Raw genomic sequence first — 21,130 nt, forward strand, 5'->3', positions numbered from 1 at the left:
AGGTGATATTTGATCACCTCTTATAAAATTTCAGCTAAAATGGCAAGTATTTCTTCATTTTGCTCTTTTGTTCCGATCGTAATCCGGAGTGATGTCGGGAAACCTAATGCGTTTCCTGACCGGACGATATAGCCTTTTTCCAGCAGAGCCTGAAACAGTTCATCAGCAGGACGTTTAAAGTCAATTAACACAAAATTTGTCTGTGAAGGGTAGCACTTTAAACCATGAGTTTTCGCAAAATCATAATACTGCTGAAGGCCTGCATTATTTTGCTCGACACAGGAAGCAATAAACGCTTGATCATCAAGTGCTGCAATCGCCGCAGCCTGGCCCAGACGGCTGGTATTAAACGGCTCTCTCGCCGGCTCAATCTGGCGAATCAGGTTCTCGTCAGCAATTCCGTATCCGACTCTGAGCGCTGCCAGACCGTATGCCTTTGAAAATGTGCGCAAAATCATCAAATTGGAATACTTGCTTAAGAGCGGCACGGTTTCCGGGTAATCCTCTGCTGTTACATATTCATAATATGCTTCGTCAAGAACGACAAGGACACGAGAAGGAACGCGCTCCAGAAATGCGAGTAATTCTCCTTCAGATGTATAAGTGCCAGTCGGATTATTCGGGCTGCATATCCAAACGACTTGTGTCTGTTCGTCGATGGCTTCTAACATGGCGTCTAAATCATGTGAGCCGTCGGGACGAAGTGCAATTTCACGTACTTCAGCACCTTCAATAACCGCATTATGTTTATATTGCGGAAAAGTGGGGGCAGCAGTAACCGTGTTTGTTTTATCGTTTAAAAATGCCCGGCAGATGATCTGTATGATTTCATCAGAACCGTTGCCGAAAATAAGTGATGTTTCGCTGACATTGAGGTGCTTACTGAGCCTTGTCCGCAAAGCGGCGCTATACCCGTCCGGGTAAAGGGCTAGCTGTTGAATCTCATGATGAAGCGCCTCTTTTGCAGCCTCTGAACAGCCGTAAGGATTCTCGTTTGAAGCAAGCTTCACAACTTTATCCAAGCCATATTCTGATTTCACTGCTTCAATCGGCTTTCCAGGCTGATAAGGCTTCAGCTGTTTTAAATGTTCTTTGATACGCAAATCAGTCACCTCATTTTAAACTGTACAAGCCGCTAAACGCCATTGCATAATCCTCAAACTCCTGCAGCGCCTGATTTCTCGTTTCAGCGCTGATGAGCCGGTCCTTTAATTCTTCTATTTTTCTGACGAGCGCACTTCCCACTACGACACCGTCACTAATTTCATTCATCTTTATGACCTGTTCACGGTTTGATATACCGAACCCTACAGCAACCGGAACAGTGCTGAGATTCTTCACAGTACGAATGAACGGGTACACGGATGAATTGAACTCATTGCGGACACCGGTCACACCCAGAGAAGATACACAGTAGACGAACCCCTCGGCTTGTTCAATAATGGTTTTCAAACGGCTTTCGCTTGTCGGCGCAACTAAAGAAATATACGTCACCTCATGGCTTTTACATTCCTCTTGAAGGCTGTTGCTTTCTTCTAATGGCAGATCCGGAACAAGCAGACCGTCAATATGATTTTCCCGCAGTAAAGCGAAAAAGTATTCTTTGTTCAATTGTAACACAGGATTATAATACGTAAAGAGGATAATCGGAATATTCACTCCGTTTTTTTTCATTTCTCCGCCTAATTCGATTGCCTTTACGATATTCATTCCTTGATCAAGCGCCCGCTTTGAACCCCGCTGGATCACCGGACCGTCTGCAAGCGGGTCAGAGTATGCAACACCAAGCTCCAATGCTGTGGCGCCTGCTTTTTGGAGTGACTTCGCCAGTTCAATCGAAACCTCAGGAACTGGATCGCCCGCCGTAATAAACGGGATAAACAATTTTTCTGATGGTTGAAGATCCAATTTAAACATGGGCTTTCACCTCTTCTTCCAATACATTCATTAATGTGTTGACATCCTTGTCTCCCCGGCCTGATAAACAGACGAGAATGAGTTGACCGCGATCCATTCCTTTGGCGAGTTTGAATGCTTTCGCTAACGCATGGGCAGATTCGATTGCCGGCAAAATCCCCTCTTTTTCTGACAAAAGCTTTAATGCATCCACCGCTTCTTCATCGGTTATACTGTCATAAGTGACACGGCCGCTTTTATGCAAATATGCATGCTCCGGACCGATTCCAGGATAGTCGAGACCGGCTGAAATAGAGTAGGGCTCAATAATTTGCCCGAACTCATCCTGAATGAGATAAGTCAATGAACCGTGAATAACCCCTACGGTTCCTTTCGAAATAGTGGCGGCATGAAGAGGTGTATCAATTCCTTTTCCTGCTGCTTCAGCGCCGATCAGTTCAACATCTTCATTTAAAAATGCCTGAAACATACCCATCGCATTGCTTCCTCCGCCTACACATGCCACTACTTTATCAGGCATAGTGCCTTCAATACGTTTCAACTGATCCTTCGCTTCCTCTCCGATCATTTTTTGAAATTCACGGACCACTTGCGGATAAGGATGCGGGCCGACAACTGATCCAATCATATAAAAGTGATCCTCACAATGCTGAACCCAGTACCGGATCGCCTCATTTGTGGCATCCTTCAATGTTCCGTTTCCGCTTGTTACAGGCACTACCTCCGCTCCAAGAAGCTTCATGCGGAAAACGTTCAGAGACTGGCGGGCAACATCCTCTTCACCCATAAACACAGTACAGGAAAAGCCGAATTTGGCTGCAACTGTTGCAGCGGCAACACCATGCTGGCCGGCACCGGTTTCAGCAATGATTTTCGTTTTGCCCATTTTTTTAGCAAGCAGCGCTTGACCTAGCGCATTATTGATTTTATGAGAACCTGTATGGTTTAAATCTTCTCGTTTCAAATAGATTTTCGCGCCGCCTAAGTATTCAGTGACTCGATCAGCGTATGTTAATGCAGTCGGGCGTCCGGAATAGTCCTTTAACAGCTTATAATACTCTTCACGAAAAGCGGGATCATCCTTGATTTGTTTAAATGCTGTTTGTATTTCATCTAACGGCTGCATGAGTGTTTCCGGAACAAACTTTCCGCCAAAATCACCGTATCTGCCTATTTCATTCGGATATGGATACATATCGGTTCATCCTTTCTTCTAAAAGCCTCATCAGATTCTGATCTTTTTGTCCGTTTTTTTCAATTCCGCTGGCAAGGTCAATTCCTTCTGGCTGCCATTTCAATAGGCGTGTGATGCTATCCGGATTCACGCCGCCAGCGATAAAGCAGCGTTTACCAATAGCCGCCTGCTGATATTCCGGCACACATTCCCAAGAAAATGCAACACCAGTTCCGCCTCTAGACCCTTTTACAGATGAATCAATCACAAAGCCGTCAACATTATCTTTAAAGCGGGCTATTTCTTGAGTTGTGTTATCTTGATGGTGAAGCGCCTTCCATATTTCACAGCCTGTCAGCTTGCGAAGAGCAGCAGCATCCGCCGGTTTTTCATCACCGTGAAGCTGAATGACGTCGAGCTTCAAGCTCTTGGCAATACGTGACATCGTCTCTATTGATTCATTAACAAAAACACCTGCAACCTGTTTTTCGACACGAACTTGGTTCAGCCATTTTTTCACATCTTCCGGAGATACTTTTCGTTTGCTTTCAGCAAAAATAAATCCTAGGTAATCAGCCTGTGATTCCGCCGCAAGCTGCAAATCCTTTAGTGACCGAATACCGCAATATTTTAATGCCGGTTTCTTCACAACCTCACTCCCTAAACAAAGCATGGATTGCTTTACGCTGAGAAGTTTGTCTCATCAATGATTCACCGATAAGTACAGCTCGCGCCCCATGTTCATTGACAAATGTTAAATGTTCTAAAGAACCGATTCCGCTTTCGCTGACAAGCAAGGATTCTTTCGGAACGAGAGATGCGATTTGTTCTGTCTGCTTTACAGATGTTTCAAACGTTTTTAGGTTTCGATTATTTACGCCGAGAATGTCGGGTGTGAACACTTTCAATATTTGTTCTAGCGTTGATGCATCATGAACCTCCACTAACACGTCCATCCCCTTTTCACCTGCTTCAAGATATAATTCATGAAGGTGTAAGGGATCAAGCACCTCGCCGATTAACAATATGGCATCCGCTCCGATTCTTCTTGATTCCTCTACTTGAAGAGAATCAATAATAAAATCTTTTCTAAGTACAGGAATCGAAACAGCACGCTTTACGTCTGATAAATAGCTGTTTTCCCCTTGAAAAAACGGGGTGTCTGTTAAAACGGAAATCGCATCTGCCTTCGCAGCCTCATAGTCTTTTGCAATCTGCACAGGTACAAAATCCTCTTTAATAAGCCCTTTTGACGGCGATGCTTTCTTCACTTCGGCAATCAACCCGATAAACCGATTCGGGCTTGCCAGCGCCTCCTTAAATGAACGTTTCTCGAAAGGCTGCTCTACCGGCAGAACCAGTGTTTTCACTTCTTCTTTCTTTTGTTTGATGATTTTTTCAAGCATAGATCTCTTCCTCTTTCTGCTTTAGTCGTTCAAGCTGCGCGGCAGCGCCTCCGCTTGTAATCGTCTCTAACGCCAGCTCCGTTCCTTCCTTCAGTGAGGCGGTAATTCCCGCCGTGTAAATCGCAGCACCCGCATTAAAAGCCGTAATAGATAAAGCGGAACTGCTGCTTTTATTTTCAAAAATATTCTGAATGAGATAAGCGCTCTCTTTCGGAGACTGCACCTGTAAATCTTCAAGTCTGCCATTTGTGAAACCGAAATCTTCGGGTGAAACGGTATACTCCCAGCGCTCTCCGTCCTTTAATTCAATCACGTCGGTCGGTGCTGTAATTGAAAGCTCATCTAAACCGTCACGGCTTGATACAAACATAACGTGCTTCGGCTGAAACGTCTCCAGTGCGCTTGCCATCAGTCCAGCTTTTTCAACAGAATAGACCCCAATCACCTGACGCTTCGCCTGTAAAGGATTGCTGAGCGGCCCAAGCAGATTAAATACCGTTCTGAAACCTAGCTCTTTTCTAGTACCTGCTACATGTTTCATAGACGAATGGTAAAGCGGCGCAAAAAGAAATCCCATGTTGTTTGTTTCAATGCTGCTTTTGACCTTTTCGGGAGTGGTTTGAATAGAAACCTCTAGCTCCTCTAAAACATCAGCGCTTCCGCTTTTAGAAGAGACAGAGCGATTGCCATGCTTAGCGATTTTCGCACCAGCTGCCGAGGCAACAATTGCCGAGGCCGTTGAGATATTAAAAGTGGAAATACCGTCTCCCCCTGTTCCGCATGTATCAACAATATCAGGAAGTCCATCGACTGTAAGAGCGTGTGCCCGCATTGCCTTCACAAAACCCGCAAGCTCTTCTGGCGTCTCCCCCCGATGAGCAAGAATTGACAATATCCCCCCCATTTCAGAAGGAGTCATTTCCGCTGCCATCATCATATTCATCAGCGTTTCAGCCTCACCGGCAGTAAGGGTTTTTCCGTCAACGCACAATTGTAGAAATCTGTTCATCAGCTTTATCCTCCTTGCTATGAAACATGTCTTCTGCAATATGAATCGTTTTCAGCAGCGCACCGGCTTTATTACAGCTTTCTTCGTATTCGGCTTCCGGAACAGAATCAGCAACAATGCCAGCACCTGCCTGTATCGATGCAACACCGTTCTTTACACTCATCGTGCGAATCGTAATACAAGAGTCGATATTCCCGTCAAACCCAATGTAGGCAATACACCCTCCGTATGTCTCTCTCGGTGTTGGCTCGAGTTCTTGCAAAAGCTGCATGGCACGGATTTTGGGTGCGCCTGTTAAAGTCCCCGCCGGGAAAGCAGACATCAGTGCATCGACAGGATGAACCCCTTTTTTCAATCGGCCTGTAACCACCGAGATAATGTGCATGACATGTGAAAAGGAAACAATTTTTGTGAACTCCGGCACAGAAACAGAACCATACTCTGCTACTCTGCCGATATCGTTTCGGGCAAGATCAACGAGCATGTAATGCTCCGCTTTTTCTTTTTCATCCTTCATGAGCTCAACCTTCAGTCTCTCATCTTCAGCTTTGTCTGCACCGCGTTTTCTCGTACCGGCAATCGGATGGATTTCTAAGTGCCCGTCTTGAACGTGTATTAACCGTTCCGGAGAGCTGCCGACTATTTCTCTGTCTAGCAGTTTCATATAATACATATACGGCGAAGGATTGACGATCCTAAGCACTCGGTATAACTCAAAAGCATCTGCTTTTATCGGCACCTCAAATTTTTGTGATAAAACACCCTGGAAGATATCGCCTGCTTTTATATAGCTTTTGATTTTTTCTACATCAGCCATAAAAGCCGATTTTTCATAATTAGAAGATACTGTCTCAAAGCTGGGTGTCTTGTATGAATCAGCAGAAAGAAACAGCTCTTTTATGTTTTTTTGGTCCATCATTTTTTCAATGAGATTTTGAAGCTCCAGATGATTTTGATGGAATACATCCATTTTTTCGTTTTTTGTTTCCTCTCCAGTGAGCCTTGCATATTGGATAAAGTGGACGTTTTTGGTTTCATGATCATACGCAATTAATGTCCGGCAAACAAACAGCATACACTTTTCCATGTCTGTTTCTTTGGTATGCGAAGGAACAGAAGGCTCAATCAGCGGGATCATATCATAGCTTAAGTACCCGACAGCTCCGCCGACAAAAGGAATGCCAAGCTCAGGTGTTTTGATTTTGTATGTGGTATTCATCCAGTTCAGCACTTCTTTTAGTTCATTTCCTGTGTAAAGAGATTTGCTGTCCTGATCAGCGGCCGAAAAACGGCCCTGCTCTTCTTTAATTGTGAGAAATGGATTCAGGCCGATAAACGAATATCTGGACCAAGTGGATGTATCGTCCTTGCTTTCAAGAAGATACGTAATCTCCCTGTCAAGCTTCTCTATCATTTGAATGGGTGTCAGTGTATCGACTGTGAAGGTCTCCACAATCGGTATCGTGTGGTGGGACAAGCTGTCCTCTAAAAATGCGGAAATGTTTGATTGGAAATTCATTGCTCTCACTCCTTATGGCAAGGAGAATGAGAAGATGGCATGAGAGGATAAAATACTATATAACAAATAAACCCAAAAGAAAGACTTCTTTTGGGTAGAATAAACATAATGTCTCAGCTCAACTAAACTCATTCTCTGCTACCCTATTCTCTAACTCAACTCATTCTAATTGCTTTATACACACTCTTGTGTATTTCTAAGCTGTTCTTATCGTATTACAATTCAGTATTTTTTGTCAATGATAAATCGGGCCTCAATACGACAGCTTTTTCTAAATATACATGTCTGATCTGATCCTGAGGGACATCTGTCTGGACCGTCATCATGACTCTTATGCACTTTTTCAGACCGCCTGTTACGTCCATTTCCTGCATACATGTTACCGGTACATACTGCCATCCTGAAAGCTCGCGAACAGCTTTTGCCGGGAAAACAGCGTGCAAATCAGGTGTAGCCGACAGAAGCATTTGAACAACATCTTCCGGTTTTGTATGATTTTCTTCTATGATTTTCTCTAACAGCTGTTTAGTTTTTTGTAAAATTTCTTCTTCAGTATCCCGTTCAACTGTAGTTGCTCCGCGAATTCCGCGAATCATCATGATGTCTCCTCCAATCGCCATTTGTTCAGCCAGCTCTCAAGTTCATTTCTGGAAAATGTATGATCAGCAACTTTCCCTAATTCGTTGAGCACAATAAACTGAATCTTCCCGCCACGGGTTTTCTTATCATTCATCATACGGTTCAAGAGAACCGAAGTTTCCGTCTCTTTTCTGATTTGACTTGGATAACCCAGGCTTTTTAGCCAGCTGACCAAACGTTTTCTGTCCATTTCACAGCCTACAGTCTTTTCGCTTATATATAAAGCAAACTGCATTCCGAGGGCTACGGCATCACCGTGAGTGATCTGCCCATATCCATATTCCGCCTCAACGGCATGGCCGAGCGTATGCCCAAAGTTTAAGTAAGCTCTTATCCCCTCTTCTTTTTCATCCTGCTGAACGACAGACGCTTTAATTGAAATGCCTTTAAAAATCATGTCATTCAGCTGATCATTAGTGATATCACGCAGTGAGTGGATATTCAGCAGCTCCTCCAGAAACGCTCTGTCATAGATAAAAGCGTGTTTAATCACTTCTGCCATTCCGGACCTAAGCTCTTTTTCAGGCAGAGAACGCAGGAAATCTGTATCATAGAGCACGGCTTTCGGCTGATAAAACGCACCGATTAGATTTTTTCCAAGCGGATGGTTCACGGCTACTTTTCCTCCGACTGCGCTGTCATGCGCCAAGAGCGTCGTAGGCATTTGGATGAAATCAATGCCGCGCATAAAAGTGGCAGCCACAAAACCGGCAAGATCCCCTACAACACCGCCACCGAATGCGATGATGCATGAGGAGCGATCCATATGAAAACGAATCGCTTCACTCTGCAATTTTGTGTACATGTCCATGGATTTTGCCTGCTCTCCACTCGGTACCGTCACTTTTTTCACAGGCCATTTTTCTTGCAGCAAATGGAGCATTTCATCACCATACAGGCGGTCCACTTCTTCATCCGTGACAAACATAATCCTTGTTAAAGGCCTGTTTAAAGAGGTTAATAGTTCGCAAGCCTTTTTTCTGATACCTTGTCCGATAAAAACAGGATATGACGAGGAAGCAGTTTGAACATGCAGTGTCTTCATTAAAATTCCCTCGACAGTTTTCTCATATTCTCCACATTTTCTCTAATGCGGTCAATTTGATCTAATCCGAATTGTTCAACGACTGCGTTCGCAATTTCCCAAGCGACAGCCGCTTCAGCGACTACACTTGCCGCAGGAACAGCACAGCTGTCTGAACGTTCAATGCTGGCAGAAAACGGTTCTTTCGTTTCAATATCGACACTTTTCAGCGGTTTATACAAAGTCGGAATCGGCTTCATGACTCCGCGGACAACAATCGGCATCCCTGTCGTCATGCCGCCTTCCAGTCCGCCAAGTCTGTTAGTAGCACGGGTGTATCCTTTTTCCTCGTCCCAAATGATCTCGTCATGGACTTCGCTTCCATTTCGCCCTGCTGCCTCAAATCCGATGCCGAATTCCACACCTTTAAATGCGTTAATTGACAGAACAGCGGCAGCAAGCTTGCTATCCAGCTTGCGGTCATAATGGACATAGCTGCCCACGCCTACCGGCATTCCCTCGACAATGACTTCTACTATTCCGCCGATGGAATCTCCGTTTGCCTTTGCTTCATCAATGGCAGCCATCATTTTTTTGCCTGCCTCTTCATCGTAGCATCTGACAGGAGACTCTTCCGTTACACGCTGCAAGTCTTCAATTGACGTATACTCTGTTTTTTCAGCTTTAACAGCGCCAATTTGCAACACGTGGCCCGCCACCTTAATGCCAAGCTCAGAAAGAATCTTTTTAGCTACAGCCCCTGCCGCCACTCTGACAGTTGTTTCCCTTGCTGAAGAACGCTCAAGCACATTTCTCATATCACGATGATTATATTTAATTGCACCGTTTAAGTCAGCGTGCCCAGGTCTCGGTCTGGAAATCTGGCGCTTCATTTCCTTTTCTTCATCTTCTGTAATCGGAGCGGCGCCCATGATTTTTGTCCAATGCTTCCAATCGTTATTTTCAACTACGAGAGCAATTGGCGAACCGAGTGTACGTGCATGGCGCACCCCGCTCATAATTTTGGCCTGGTCTTTTTCGATCTGCATGCGGCGGCCGCGGCCGTGTCCTTTTTGGCGTCTGGCAAGCTCAAAATTGATATCTTCCTCCGTTATGTAAAGCCCGGCAGGTACACCCTCAATAATGGTTGTCAGTTGGGGGCCGTGTGATTCTCCGGCTGTTAAATATCTCATGACTTCTTCTCCCTTCATCGCATTAACGCTTTTAAGTAAGACTACTATAACATATTTTTCAGCAAAAAGTCAGTCTATCTTTTTTGATAAAAGAATGTATCGGCTGGGACTAGGCCAAATTTCTCGGGATTGAAGATTTGCTCGGTGCTGCCGACAAAAAGAACTCCATTCTTCTTCAAGCTATGTGCCATTTTTAAATACAGCTCTTCCTTCGCGCTTTCTGTAAAATAAATAAATACATTGCGGCACACGATTAAGTCAAAGTCTTGTTCATAACGATCCGCCAGCAAATTGTGCTTTTTGAATGTAATATTCTTTTTGATTTCCGTTTTCACTTCATAACTTCTATTTGCGTTTTGCGTAAAATAACGATCTTTCACAGATAGCGGCACTTCCTGTAAAGACCGCTCCTGATAAACGCCTTTTTTCGCTTTTTCCAATGCTTTTTCATCAATATCCGTCGCTAAAATCTGATAGCCCGGAAGACCTTTTTGCTGGTCCAAAAGCATGGCAAGCGTGTATGGCTCCTCCCCCGTTGAGCAGGCGGCACTCCAAATTTTTAAAGGCCTAGAGGTCTTGATTAACGGCAGAATTGCAGTCTCAAGAACTTCCCATCTTTTATAATTACGATAAAATTCTGAAACATTGATCGTCATTCTGTCCAATGTTTCATTTAAGAGAGCTTGATCCTTTTCCAATGCCGCAGCAAAGTCCTTAAAGCTTTGGAACCCCTTTTTCTCATAAAGTGACGTTAGCCTTCTCTTCATTTGTGCTTCTTTATATAGTGTTAAATCGACTCCGGTTAATTGTTTCCATTTCGTTGTAAATACGCTGTATGTATCCATCTCTACTCTCCCAGTCTCGCTGTCTTTTTGTCCTAGTATAGCTTGTTTTATCAGGAAATTGTATTGTTTCAATAAAAAAATCAGCTTTTCAGCTGATTTTAGATCGTTGGGAAAGGCAGAGGTCTGATGCACACTGCCATTCAACCCTTTATTCACTTTAATGTAAACCTTTACAAAACAGAACAAAAACCGGCGGCGTTATATGTTGCCGGCTCTGTTGCTTATTTTCACAATGATTAATAGATCCAGCCTGCCATAAGCTGCTGATATGATACTAATTCTTCATTCTTAAAGAAAATGTTAATCTCGCGTTCTGCACTTTCGAGAGAATCAGAGCCGTGGATGATGTTTTTTCCGACAAACATGCCATAATCCCCACGAATCGTACCAGGTAAAGCTTCTTTAGGGTTTGTTTTCCCGATCAGCTGTCTCGTCACTTCAATGACATTTTCGCCTTCCCACACCATTGCGAATACAGGTCCTGAAGTAATAAACTCAACGAGCTCTCCGAAGAAAGGCTTACCTTGATGTTCGGCGTAGTGTTTCTCAGCCATTTGTTCAGTCACTCTCATTAACTTGGCGCCAGCTAATTGTAAGCCCTTACGTTCGAATCTAGATAAAATGTCCCCAATGAGCTGACGTTGGACACCGTCTGGTTTCACCATGATAAAAGTCTTTTCCATCATATTCTCCACCCCATCATTATGTATGTATAGGCTTTCACACTGCACACCGAAATCGTAACATCTTTCTGATAATTAATCAATCCGGGGCGGAGAAATTTCTTAATATCTACAAAAATTAAAATTTTCTTTTACCGATATATTTTGCGATGGCTGCAAGAGACGAGCGTGCGCGCCCTCGAGGAAGCGTGTTTAATTTCTGAAAAGCTTTCTGCAGATACATTTCGCTTACTGCCATAGATGCTTCAATTGCATCTGTTTTTTTGATTTCTTCAATGATTGGTTCAAGCTGTTCCTGCGTTGTCTCACTGTTAATCAATTTAAGCTGGTTTTTTAATGCAGGATTTTTCAGGGCATACAGCACTGGCAATGTGACGTTTCCTTGAAGCAAATCTCCTCCTACGGGTTTACCCAGCTCTTCCTCAGTTGAAGTAAAATCAAGAATATCATCAATAATCTGATAAGACATGCCGACGTAATACCCAAACCAGTACAATGCCTTATGAATCTTCTCATCAGCTCCAGACGCAATGGCACCAAGCTGGCAGCTGACCGCGATCAAGAGAGCTGTTTTTCTTTTGATACGGCGGAGATACGTTCTGAGATTTTGTTCCATGTTGTATTTGTCTTTGATCTGCTCAATTTCCCCTAGACAAACTTCAACGATCGTCTGTGACAAAATCCTATGGGCTTTCGGTTCGTTAATTCTCGTCATCATTTCAAGAGATCCCGCAAGCATATAATCGCCTGTGTACATCGCAATACGATTGTCCCACTTTGCTTTGATTGTCGGTTTTCCTCGGCGAAGCTCTGCATCATCAATGACATCATCATGAACCAAAGATGCCATGTGAATCATTTCCAGAGTGACGGCGACATATTTAATCTTATTAATATCATAATCGCCAAACATGCCAGAAAGCAGCACGAAAACAGGCCGAATACGTTTCCCTCCGGCCTGCAGCAGGTGAAGACCTGCCTCGCTTAAAAGCGGGTAATCGGAACGTACGGTTTGTTCAAGTTCTCTTTCGATTACATCAATATCGTCATTTAAAAAAGAGTAGGCCATTTTAAATTTCATATCATTCACCCAAACATCTGTGTTTTCATTTCCATCCGATATGCGTGGCAGCGACTCCGCCAGTAAACGAATGATATTTAACATTTTTCAGGCCCGCCTCTTCAAACAGGCCTGCCAGTTCCTTCATTCCAGGGAAATCTCTGGCTGATTCTTGAAGCCAAGAATATTCTTTATAGCTCTTCGCAAACAGTTTCCCGAAAAACGGCATAATATACTTAAAGTACATAAAGTAAGCCTGTCTGAATCCGAACATTTCCGGCTGGGACGTTTCCAGACATACCACCTGCCCGCCCGGCTTCACTACACGTCTCATCTCTTTCAGTACAGTCAAGTAATCAGGGACATTGCGGAGTCCGAAGCCAATGGTGACATAATCAAATGTATCATCATCAAAAGGAAGCTCCATCGCATTTCCGTGCAGCAGTTCAATTTGGCTGAATCCGCCGTCTTTTACTTTCTGCTCGCCGACACTCAGCATATTTTCACTGAAATCCAAGCCCTTGATCTCGCCGCTTTTGCCTGCCGCTTTTGCAAGAGCGATCGTCCAGTCAGCCGTTCCGCAGCAGACATCAAGTGCTTTTGCGCCTTCCTTTACATTCATGATGCGCATCGTTTTGTCGCGCCATTTTTTATGCTGCTGAAAACTGATGACAGAGTTCATTTGGTCATAATTTTTATATATTTTTTCAAATACTCCGTGTACGCGCTGTTCTTTTGAGTCCTGCATAATGGTTTACCCTTCTTCCACTTTCTGATGATAGGTTTGATCTTGGCTGATTGTCTTCAGACGGTTTATTAAAATGTTCTGAATAGGTGAATTTAGAGGCAGAAGTGACTCAATGCTGTTTTTCGCTTTTTTAAAACAATCTTCTAATATCTCTTCTTTTGTTTTTCCCAGCTGTATAAAACTGCCGATCACATCCAGAAATGCATCATTTCCGTTCATAAGCCGCTTAAATACAAAAAAATCACTCGACAGCTTTTTCCAGCGCGGGAGGTTGAAGTGTTCCGCCACACGATGGAATAAAGCTGATTCAACGATGCCGACACTTTCGAAAAAATCGTTTTCGTCCTTGAAAGAACGGTCATACAGACGAATTTTATGTTCGTTGATTTCTTTAATGGCTGTAGCAAGCGTCCGAATCATGTAGATATCCTTCATTTCAGATAGTAAAGAGTAGTACAGCCCGCTGAAATAATCGCCCGCGAGAACAGTCAATTGGCGGTTTTTGTTTTCGTCTCGTTTTATGACTCTAGCTGTCGTCACTTCATCATGGGTATCAAGGGCGCTTTGTACAAGCATCGCTGTTACAATATAATTTTCTCTGTCGTTGTTTTTTATGTCGGCTTCTTCAAATAAAGCATGAAAAAGAAGAAGCTTATCCTCATCAATTTTCGGCGCAGAAATATGCTTCGCTAAATAAGGATGAGACAGCTTTTGTTTTAATTTCGTGTTCAGATTGGCTAAAGTTCCGTAGATGTCTTGCAAAAATATCACCCTTGTCCCCAAATTCACATTTATTTCTTAATCTATGTATGAGTTTTATCTTTTCATTCGCTTACGCAGGTATCATTATAGCATAAAAAAAAGAAATTGGCTGTATCCTCCCGCTGTTTGCGAGCATTTGCTTTTAACAGCGGGGACAGCCAGCTTATTTTTTTTCGCTTTTCATTTCTCCGTACGCGGTTTGAATCAGTGCCTCTCCTCTGACTTTAATGGCAGAAGTATGCTCTGTAAACTGAGCGATGATCACTTCTCCCTTGTCGAGTTTTTCGGAATGGTGAAACTTTGTGTCTGTTCCTCTTGTCAGGCCGATCACATTCACTCCGTCCTCAACGGCTTTAATGACGACAAAATCACTTGAATGCTTTTGGTTCATTTATAGCACCCTCTATCTTTATTAGTCCTGGCGTTTAATATGTTCCAATACTTCTGCACGGGCAGCGGCATCATCTTTAAAAACGCCTCTGACTGCTGAAGTCACAGTTTTCGCACCCGGTTTTCTTACACCGCGCATCGTCATGCACATGTGTTCCGCTTCAACCACTACCATTACGCCATGCGGATCAAGCGTTTCTACGATGCTTTCTGCAATTGTAGAAGTGATGCGTTCCTGAAGCTGCGGGCGCTTTGCAACGGCTTCAACGGCACGTGCCAGTTTGCTGAGTCCTGTGACCTTTCCGCCTCGCGGGATATATGCAACATGTGCTTTTCCATAAAAGGGAACAAGGTGATGCTCACACATAGAATGAAACGCTATATCTTTTACAAGAACAAGCTCCTCATGGTTTTCACCGAAGATAGTCTGGAAATGTTCTTTTGGATCTTCATTCAAGCCGGAGAATACTTCGGCATACATCTTTGCGACTCTTTTCGGAGTATCAAGAAGCCCTTCTCTATTCGGGTCTTCTCCGATCGCTTCTAAAATTTGACGAACAGCTTGTTCGATTTGCTCTTTATTAACTTCTTTCATGTTCTATGTCCTCCACCAATGAATACATTTAATTTCGATTCTAGCACATATGCCCCGCTAAAAGCAAAGTGAATGCCCTGTCAGGAAGCCCATGCTCTTGAAATATGAAAAGCCCCTTAGAAAGGGGCTTTTCTGTGAAGAAATAAAGTGTATGTAAGCTAGATGCATACACGATCTATATTCACAATTATTTTCCGGCAACTGCGTCTTTAAGCGCTTTACCTGGTTTGAAAGCAGGTACTTTGCTTGCTGGAATTTCGATTTCTTCACCTGTTTGAGGATTGCGTCCTTTACGTGCAGAACGTTCACGCACCTCGAAGTTACCAAAACCGATCAGTTGGATTTTATCACCGTTTTTAAGTGCATCTAAGATCGTATCAAAAACAGAGTCAACTGCTTTTGTAGCGTCTTTTTTAGACAATTCGCTTGCTTCTGCAACCGCATTGATAAGTTCTGTTTTGTTCATGCCTTTCACCTCCTCCCAAAAGGATACATTCAGTTCGTTTATTATCATTTCTTCACAGTTCAGTCTGATTCTAAACCTGTCTCAGAAAAAAATGAGAGCAAGTAAGAGAAAGACAATTAAACGGCTTTTTAAGAAAAACTGCACTCTGAGGAATGTTTGTCCAACAAAGTGAAGAATTTCTGTATGTAGAGTAACACATATAAAAAGCCATATCAAGCATTTTAAAGCGTCAATCCCTTGCTCGTCAAGGATTTAAGGTGATTTACCGAACGAATATTCCTTTTTTTCCTTTTTTCATCCTATTCCTTGATCCTTTTCCATTATTAAGAGCAAAGAAAAAAGACCTCCCATTCTATAAAGAGGTCTACCGGTATTACAGGATGATGGCGATTAAGCCGCCAGAGCCTTCGTTTATGATTCTTTCTAATGTTTCTTTTAATTTATACCGTGCGTTTTCAGGCATCAATGACAGCTTTGCCTGAATCCCTTCTCTCACAATTGAGCTCAGCGACCTTCCGAAGATATCGGAATTCCAGATGGAAAGCGGATCATCCTCAAAGTCCTGCATTAAATAGCGTACAAGCTCTTCACTTTGTTTTTCCGTTCCGATAATCGGGGCGAATTCGCTTTCGACATCGACTTTGATCATATGGATCGACGGAGCGACAGCTTTCAGCCTCACACCGAATCGCGAGCCCTGCCTTATAATTTCCGGCTCATCGAGACTCATATCAGCTAAAGCAGGCGCTGCAATGCCGTATCCCGTCTGTTTGACCATTTTTAAGGCATCAGACACTTGATCATATTCTGTTTTCGCATGGGCGAAGTCTTGCATGAGCTCAAGCAGATGGTCTCTTCCTCTGATTTCGACGCCCACAACTTCTTTTAAGATTTGATCATATAGATGATCCGGCGCGTACAAATCAATTTCTGCCACCCCTTGCCCCAGCTCAATTCCGGCTAATCCGGCACTTTCAATGAATTCAAACTCGCTGAATTGGCCGACAACCCTGTCTACGTCCCGGAGCCGTTTAATATCCTTAACCGTTTCCTTCACGGACTCCTGATAGCTTTCACGCAGCCAATGGTTTTCTTTCAGCACCATTACCCAGCTTGGGAGATTGACATTCACTTCTAGCACCGGAAACTCGTAGAGGGCCTCTCTGAGCACACTCAGCACATCTGATTCCCGCATGCTCTCTACACTCATTGCCAATACCGGGATATCATATTTTTCGCTTAAATCCTGGCGCATGGCTTCCGTTTCCGGGTGATACGGCCTGACTGAGTTGATGACCATAATAAAAGGTTTGCCAACCTCTTTCAGCTCTTCAATGACTCTTTCTTCAGCCTCTATATAGTCACTTCTGGCGATATCTCCAATGGTGCCGTCTGTCGTAATGACAACTCCGATGGTCGAGTGTTCTTGAATGACTTTTCGAGTGCCGATTTCAGCAGCCTCATGAAATGGGATCGGTTCTTCGTACCAAGGCGTATTGATCATCCGCGGCCCGTTTTCATCTTCATATCCTTTAGCGCCGGGCACTGTGTAACCTACACAATCTACTAATCTTATATTCACATCGAGTCCGTCTGACACATGAACAGACATCGCCTGATTCGGAACAAATTTAGGCTCTGTAGTCATAATGGTTTTGCCGGCTGCGCTCTGCGGCAGTTCATCCTGCGCTCGGGCCCGGTCTGCTTCGTTACTGATATTCGGGAGCACCACAAGCTCCATAAATTTTTTAATGAACGTGGATTTTCCTGTACGGACAGCACCTACGACTCCTAAGTATATATCGCCTCCTGTTCGTTCAGCGATATCCTTGAAAATATCGACCTTTTCCAAGTGATCCCCTCCCGGACTTCCTATCCTTTTCAATTTTATTAAGCTCTTTCAATCAAACACAGGACACTATATGTGTATGACGTTGTCCTATTTGAATATGACATCTTTAGAAAATTTCTCATCCTCAATCTATTAAAGTATAAAAAAACCTTTCTCCCTATTTGTATGCAAGGGAGAAAGGTTCATTCCTTTTTCATATCATTTTCTAAAAAAACAGGTTCCTGTTTGTCATTTACCGTATATTTTACAGAAAACGCGGGGACAAAGGGGGTTTCCTGCCAAATCATATCCTGGATTTCAGTCCCGGGTTTAAAGGTTTTCTTGCTTTTTTTGAGGCAAGAAGCCAGCTCAGTCCGGTAATCGGCATATATTTCTCCGTCTCCGTCAATCATAAGCGGCAAGGAATTCCCTGAGATTGGGCTTGTCACTGTAAGAGAGCTGCCACCCCCAAGCTTCTTCTCATCGAGTGTAAATAAATCACGAGATAGCACATCCTTGTAAGGCGGATATTGATGCTCCTGACGATACATTTGGATGCGCAATTTCACATCGCGAATTTTTTCTGCCATCTTTAGATCAATTAATTTAACAGTCGGATCGTTCTCTACGTCAACAAGCACGTATTGATAGTCTCCCCCGCTTTCAAATGCCGTACTTGGAGGTTCAGCTATGTATCTTGGCGCTAACCGGTTAAAGTCTATCGGATATTTTTGATATAGCGGTGTCGACATATCTTTGGTTTGAATAGGAAGCAGCCCTCCATTTGCCTTTTGAAATTCATCAACAGCAGATTGAATCTGCTTTAGCTGGTCTTGATAAGGAATGGCATGCACACTGCTTTTCCGTTCATTTGGATATAAACATCCGGATAAAAACACGACTGCCGCAAAAATGATTGCGCACTTCAGTTTACCCATACAGCACTTCCTTTTACAGCTTTATTCATTGACAGGGCCGCTAAAAACCACGACAAACACAATAATTCCGGATATGAGCATACACATGTATGCGAATGATGAAATCGCAATCTTCAAAAAACGGTTTTGGCACTTAAAGCGGCTTAAATAGATGGAAGCTACAGCCAAAAACATCAGACCCATGGACCCTAGAGCAAACCACATTTTCATCAATGCCAGATTCAATGACGTGCGCCTCCCCGATATGTATGATGTAAGCGTTATATTATATTTTAATATACAGCGCCGGAAAAGATCAACCAGATTTTCCATCCTTTGATAGAACAAAAAAAACTGAAGCAAAGAGGGGGACCTTCGCTTCAGTCAACTTGACTATATTCACCTGCACGTTTAAGAAACACTCTCTTGGACTTCGATGCTATAGTATGCGACTTGGCATACAGATGCATCCTCTATTGCCTAAATCGGCAAAATGTTTCAGGAGATCCCAAGACTTGGGTGTTCTTCTGTTTTTCGGGCTTTCGTTCAATTAAGATATGCGTTTCATCATACGATTGACACTTTTACTTCACTTGATTTTCAAACGTATTTACCAAATCCTCCATCTCGTGGGTTTTCCCTCTCGCCATTAAAGATTCAACAGCGGTTTCCACTTTTTGTCCGTTGAATAGGACCTGATGGAGAGCTTCTGTAATCGGCATTTTAACATCATATTTCTTCGAAAGTTGGTAAGCCGCTTTCGTCGTGCGGACGCCTTCGACTACCATTCCCATCTCTTCAAGAACATCTTCAAGCTTGTACCCTTTTCCGAGCAAATTGCCCGCACGCCAGTTTCTGGAATGAACACTTGTGCACGTCACAATCAGATCGCCTACTCCTGTCAATCCAGAGAACGTCAAGGGATTTCCGCCCATTTTCGTTCCGAGTCTCGCGATTTCGGCAAGTCCGCGTGTAATCAAAGCAGCTTTGGCATTGTCGCCGTACCCTAAACCATCTGTAATTCCTGCAGCAAGGGCAATAATATTTTTTAAAGCCCCTCCGATTTCAACTCCGATAATGTCAGGATTTGTGTACACCCGAAAATTGTGATTAATAAATAGATCCTGCACCTCTTCTGCTGCCCTCATGCTCTTTGAAGATGCAGTAACAGTTGTGGGGTGCCGCAGCCCTACTTCTTCCGCATGACTCGGGCCGGAAAGGACAACGATATCTTTTCTGACATCACTCGGGAGCTCAATTTCCATAATTTCAGAAATGCGCAGAAGTGAATCTGGCTCAATACCCTTGCTGACATGAACAAAGACTGCCTTTTTCGTTATAAAAGGGACAGCCTGTCTCAGCACTTCCCGAATTGCTTTTGTCGGGACCGCAACGATAATGACATCTGCGTCTGAAACAGCCTCTTTCATATCTGTTGTTCCTTTAATGGATGTAGACAGCTTAACATTCGGCAAATAATCTTTGTTTTCATGCAACTCATTAATTTGATGAATTAAATCTGCACGGTGAGCCCACACACACACTTCATTTCCATTATCAGTTAGAACTAAAGCCAGTGCTGTTCCCCAACTCCCCGCTCCAAGCATTGTGACTTTTTTCATGTTTGATTCACACCTTTTTATTTTCTAGCTCTTGCAAATATTTTGATTGGTGTCCCCTCAAAACCGAACGCGTCTCTGATTCGGTTTTCTAAAAACCGTTCGTATGAAAAATGCATCAGTTCCGGATCGTTTACAAACACAACGAAGCTTGGCGGCTTTACCGACACTTGAGTCGCATAGTAAATTTTCAAACGAGAACCGTTATGAGTCGGTGTCGGATTCATTGCCACAGCGTCCATGATGACATCATTTAAGACGTTTGTTTGAACTCGAAGTGAATGATTTTCACTAGCTTTGATAATCGCAGGCATCAGAGTATGGATCCGTTTTTTCGTTAAGGCAGACATAAATAGGATTGGCGCATAATCCAGAAATTGAAAATGATCGCGAATATTTTCTTCAAATTCTTTCATCGTGCTCTCATCTTTGTCAACAGCATCCCATTTGTTTACGACGATGACGACGGCCTTGCCCGCTTCGTGTGCATAACCGGCGATACGCTTGTCCTGTTCAATAATGCCTTCTTCGCCATCCAGCACAACCGCCACGACTTCTGAGCGGTCAATCGCTTTTAGCGCCCGCAGTACACTATACTTCTCAGTCGTTTCATAGACTTTCCCTTTTTTTCGCATACCTGCAGTATCGACAATGACAAACTCCTGCTGGTTGTAAGTAAATGACGTATCAACAGCATCTCTTGTCGTTCCAGCCACGTTGCTGACAATAACGCGTTCTTCGCCGAGCATTGCGTTCACAAGTGAAGACTTTCCGACATTCGGACGTCCGATCAGACAGAATTGAACAACTTCCTCATTGTATTTCGTTTCTGGAATGTTTTTAAAATGCTCTGCAACGGCATCCAGTAAATCACCCAGTCCGAGTCCGTGTGTTCCCGAAATTGGATACGGCTCGCCAAAGCCTAGCGAATAAAAATCATAAATATTCGCTCTCATTTCTGTGTTATCCAGTTTATTAACAGCTAAAACAACAGGCTTTTTTGTGCGGTACAAAATTTTCGCCACTTCTTCATCAGCAGCTGTCACGCCTTCACGGCCGTTCACCATAAAAATAATCACGTCCGCTTCATCTATGGCGATTTCAGCCTGCTGGCGAATCTGCGCTAAGAACGGCTCATCACCGATATCAATACCGCCCGTATCAATCAAATTAAAATCATAATTCAGCCATTCAGCCGAGCTGTATATCCGATCCCTTGTCACGCCAGGGGTATCTTCTACTATTGAAATTCTTTCTCCCGCAATCCGGTTAAAGATTGTGGATTTTCCTACATTTGGTCTCCCGACAATGGCTACGACAGGTTTACCCATAG

Annotated in this window: 23 protein-coding genes; all 23 read right to left on the bottom strand. The window is 43.5% G+C overall.

Annotated features, from left to right (window positions below):
* Positions 1-20 precede the first annotated feature (20 nt).
* Positions 21-1,103 (bottom strand): histidinol-phosphate transaminase, encoded by a 1,083-nt coding sequence (gene hisC, locus bslm_RS10815; RefSeq protein ID WP_004399129.1) that lies wholly within the window; start codon positions 1,101-1,103, stop codon positions 21-23.
* Between the two features lie 10 nt (positions 1,104-1,113).
* Positions 1,114-1,917, bottom strand: a complete 804-nt coding sequence (gene trpA, locus bslm_RS10820; protein ID WP_046381150.1) for a tryptophan synthase subunit alpha — start codon at positions 1,915-1,917, stop codon at positions 1,114-1,116.
* On the bottom strand, positions 1,910-3,112 hold the full coding sequence (trpB, locus tag bslm_RS10825; RefSeq protein WP_003230605.1) for a tryptophan synthase subunit beta: 1,203 nt from the start codon (positions 3,110-3,112) through the stop codon (positions 1,910-1,912). Before trpB ends, trpA begins: the two co-directional genes overlap by 8 nt.
* Positions 3,093-3,740: a phosphoribosylanthranilate isomerase gene (locus tag bslm_RS10830; RefSeq protein WP_004398742.1), complete on the bottom strand. Its 648-nt coding sequence runs from the start codon at positions 3,738-3,740 to the stop codon at positions 3,093-3,095. The genes trpB and bslm_RS10830 overlap by 20 nt, the downstream gene beginning before the upstream one ends.
* A 4-nt stretch (positions 3,741-3,744) precedes the next feature.
* Complete coding sequence (trpC, locus tag bslm_RS10835; protein WP_003230601.1) at positions 3,745-4,497, bottom strand: indole-3-glycerol phosphate synthase TrpC; 753 nt, start codon at positions 4,495-4,497, stop codon at positions 3,745-3,747.
* Positions 4,490-5,506 (bottom strand): anthranilate phosphoribosyltransferase, encoded by a 1,017-nt coding sequence (gene trpD, locus bslm_RS10840; protein WP_046381151.1) that lies wholly within the window; start codon positions 5,504-5,506, stop codon positions 4,490-4,492. Before trpD ends, trpC begins: the two co-directional genes overlap by 8 nt.
* Complete coding sequence (trpE, locus tag bslm_RS10845) at positions 5,478-7,025, bottom strand: anthranilate synthase component I (RefSeq protein ID WP_003246124.1); 1,548 nt, start codon at positions 7,023-7,025, stop codon at positions 5,478-5,480. Before trpE ends, trpD begins: the two co-directional genes overlap by 29 nt.
* 215 nt (positions 7,026-7,240) lie before the next feature.
* On the bottom strand, positions 7,241-7,624 hold the full coding sequence (gene aroH / locus bslm_RS10850; protein ID WP_004398675.1) for a chorismate mutase: 384 nt from the start codon (positions 7,622-7,624) through the stop codon (positions 7,241-7,243).
* Positions 7,621-8,709, bottom strand: coding sequence for a 3-dehydroquinate synthase (gene aroB / locus bslm_RS10855; protein ID WP_003230592.1), 1,089 nt, complete (start codon positions 8,707-8,709; stop codon positions 7,621-7,623). Before aroB ends, aroH begins: the two co-directional genes overlap by 4 nt.
* A complete protein-coding gene (aroC, locus tag bslm_RS10860; RefSeq protein WP_004398727.1) occupies positions 8,709-9,881 on the bottom strand; it encodes a chorismate synthase in 1,173 nt (390 codons plus the stop codon). Before aroC ends, aroB begins: the two co-directional genes overlap by 1 nt.
* Positions 9,882-9,955: 74 nt before the next feature.
* Positions 9,956-10,726, bottom strand: coding sequence for a protein-glutamate O-methyltransferase CheR (gene cheR, locus bslm_RS10865; protein WP_003230589.1), 771 nt, complete (start codon positions 10,724-10,726; stop codon positions 9,956-9,958).
* A 236-nt stretch (positions 10,727-10,962) separates the two neighbouring features.
* Positions 10,963-11,412 (bottom strand): nucleoside-diphosphate kinase, encoded by a 450-nt coding sequence (gene ndk, locus bslm_RS10870; protein WP_010886554.1) that lies wholly within the window; start codon positions 11,410-11,412, stop codon positions 10,963-10,965.
* Between the two features lie 115 nt (positions 11,413-11,527).
* A complete protein-coding gene (gene hepT, locus bslm_RS10875) occupies positions 11,528-12,490 on the bottom strand; it encodes a heptaprenyl diphosphate synthase component II (protein WP_003246013.1) in 963 nt (320 codons plus the stop codon).
* A gap of 25 nt (positions 12,491-12,515) precedes the next feature.
* Positions 12,516-13,217 carry a demethylmenaquinone methyltransferase gene (menG, locus tag bslm_RS10880; protein WP_003230580.1) on the bottom strand — a complete coding sequence of 234 codons (702 nt, stop codon included), beginning with the start codon at positions 13,215-13,217 and terminating at the stop codon, positions 12,516-12,518.
* A 6-nt stretch (positions 13,218-13,223) separates the two neighbouring features.
* Positions 13,224-13,979 carry a heptaprenyl diphosphate synthase component 1 gene (gene hepS, locus bslm_RS10885; protein ID WP_004398550.1) on the bottom strand — a complete coding sequence of 252 codons (756 nt, stop codon included), beginning with the start codon at positions 13,977-13,979 and terminating at the stop codon, positions 13,224-13,226.
* Positions 13,980-14,142: 163 nt separating this feature from the next.
* On the bottom strand, positions 14,143-14,370 hold the full coding sequence (mtrB, locus tag bslm_RS10890; RefSeq protein ID WP_003230576.1) for a trp RNA-binding attenuation protein MtrB: 228 nt from the start codon (positions 14,368-14,370) through the stop codon (positions 14,143-14,145).
* Between the two features lie 21 nt (positions 14,371-14,391).
* Positions 14,392-14,964, bottom strand: coding sequence for a GTP cyclohydrolase I FolE (folE, locus tag bslm_RS10895; protein WP_003225516.1), 573 nt, complete (start codon positions 14,962-14,964; stop codon positions 14,392-14,394).
* A 187-nt stretch (positions 14,965-15,151) separates the two neighbouring features.
* Positions 15,152-15,430 (bottom strand): non-specific DNA-binding protein Hbs, encoded by a 279-nt coding sequence (gene hbs, locus bslm_RS10900; protein WP_003153447.1) that lies wholly within the window; start codon positions 15,428-15,430, stop codon positions 15,152-15,154.
* A gap of 373 nt (positions 15,431-15,803) precedes the next feature.
* Positions 15,804-17,282 (bottom strand): stage IV sporulation protein A, encoded by a 1,479-nt coding sequence (gene spoIVA, locus bslm_RS10905; RefSeq protein WP_003230572.1) that lies wholly within the window; start codon positions 17,280-17,282, stop codon positions 15,804-15,806.
* 182 nt (positions 17,283-17,464) lie between these two features.
* A complete protein-coding gene (locus tag bslm_RS10910) occupies positions 17,465-18,199 on the bottom strand; it encodes a hypothetical protein (protein ID WP_038429211.1) in 735 nt (244 codons plus the stop codon).
* Positions 18,200-18,220: 21 nt separating this feature from the next.
* The gene (locus bslm_RS10915; protein ID WP_004399143.1) at positions 18,221-18,424 is read right to left on the bottom strand and encodes a DUF2768 domain-containing protein; all 204 of its coding nucleotides are present in this window, start codon (positions 18,422-18,424) and stop codon (positions 18,221-18,223) included.
* Between the two features lie 338 nt (positions 18,425-18,762).
* A complete protein-coding gene (locus bslm_RS10920) occupies positions 18,763-19,800 on the bottom strand; it encodes an NAD(P)H-dependent glycerol-3-phosphate dehydrogenase (protein WP_003230566.1) in 1,038 nt (345 codons plus the stop codon).
* 17 nt (positions 19,801-19,817) lie between these two features.
* The gene (gene der / locus bslm_RS10925; protein WP_029726763.1) at positions 19,818-21,128 is read right to left on the bottom strand and encodes a ribosome biogenesis GTPase Der; all 1,311 of its coding nucleotides are present in this window, start codon (positions 21,126-21,128) and stop codon (positions 19,818-19,820) included.
* Positions 21,129-21,130: the final 2 nt, after the last annotated feature.

The sequence above is a fragment of the Bacillus sp. LM 4-2 genome (assembly GCF_000978495.1).
Lineage (GTDB): Bacteria > Bacillota > Bacilli > Bacillales > Bacillaceae > Bacillus > Bacillus subtilis.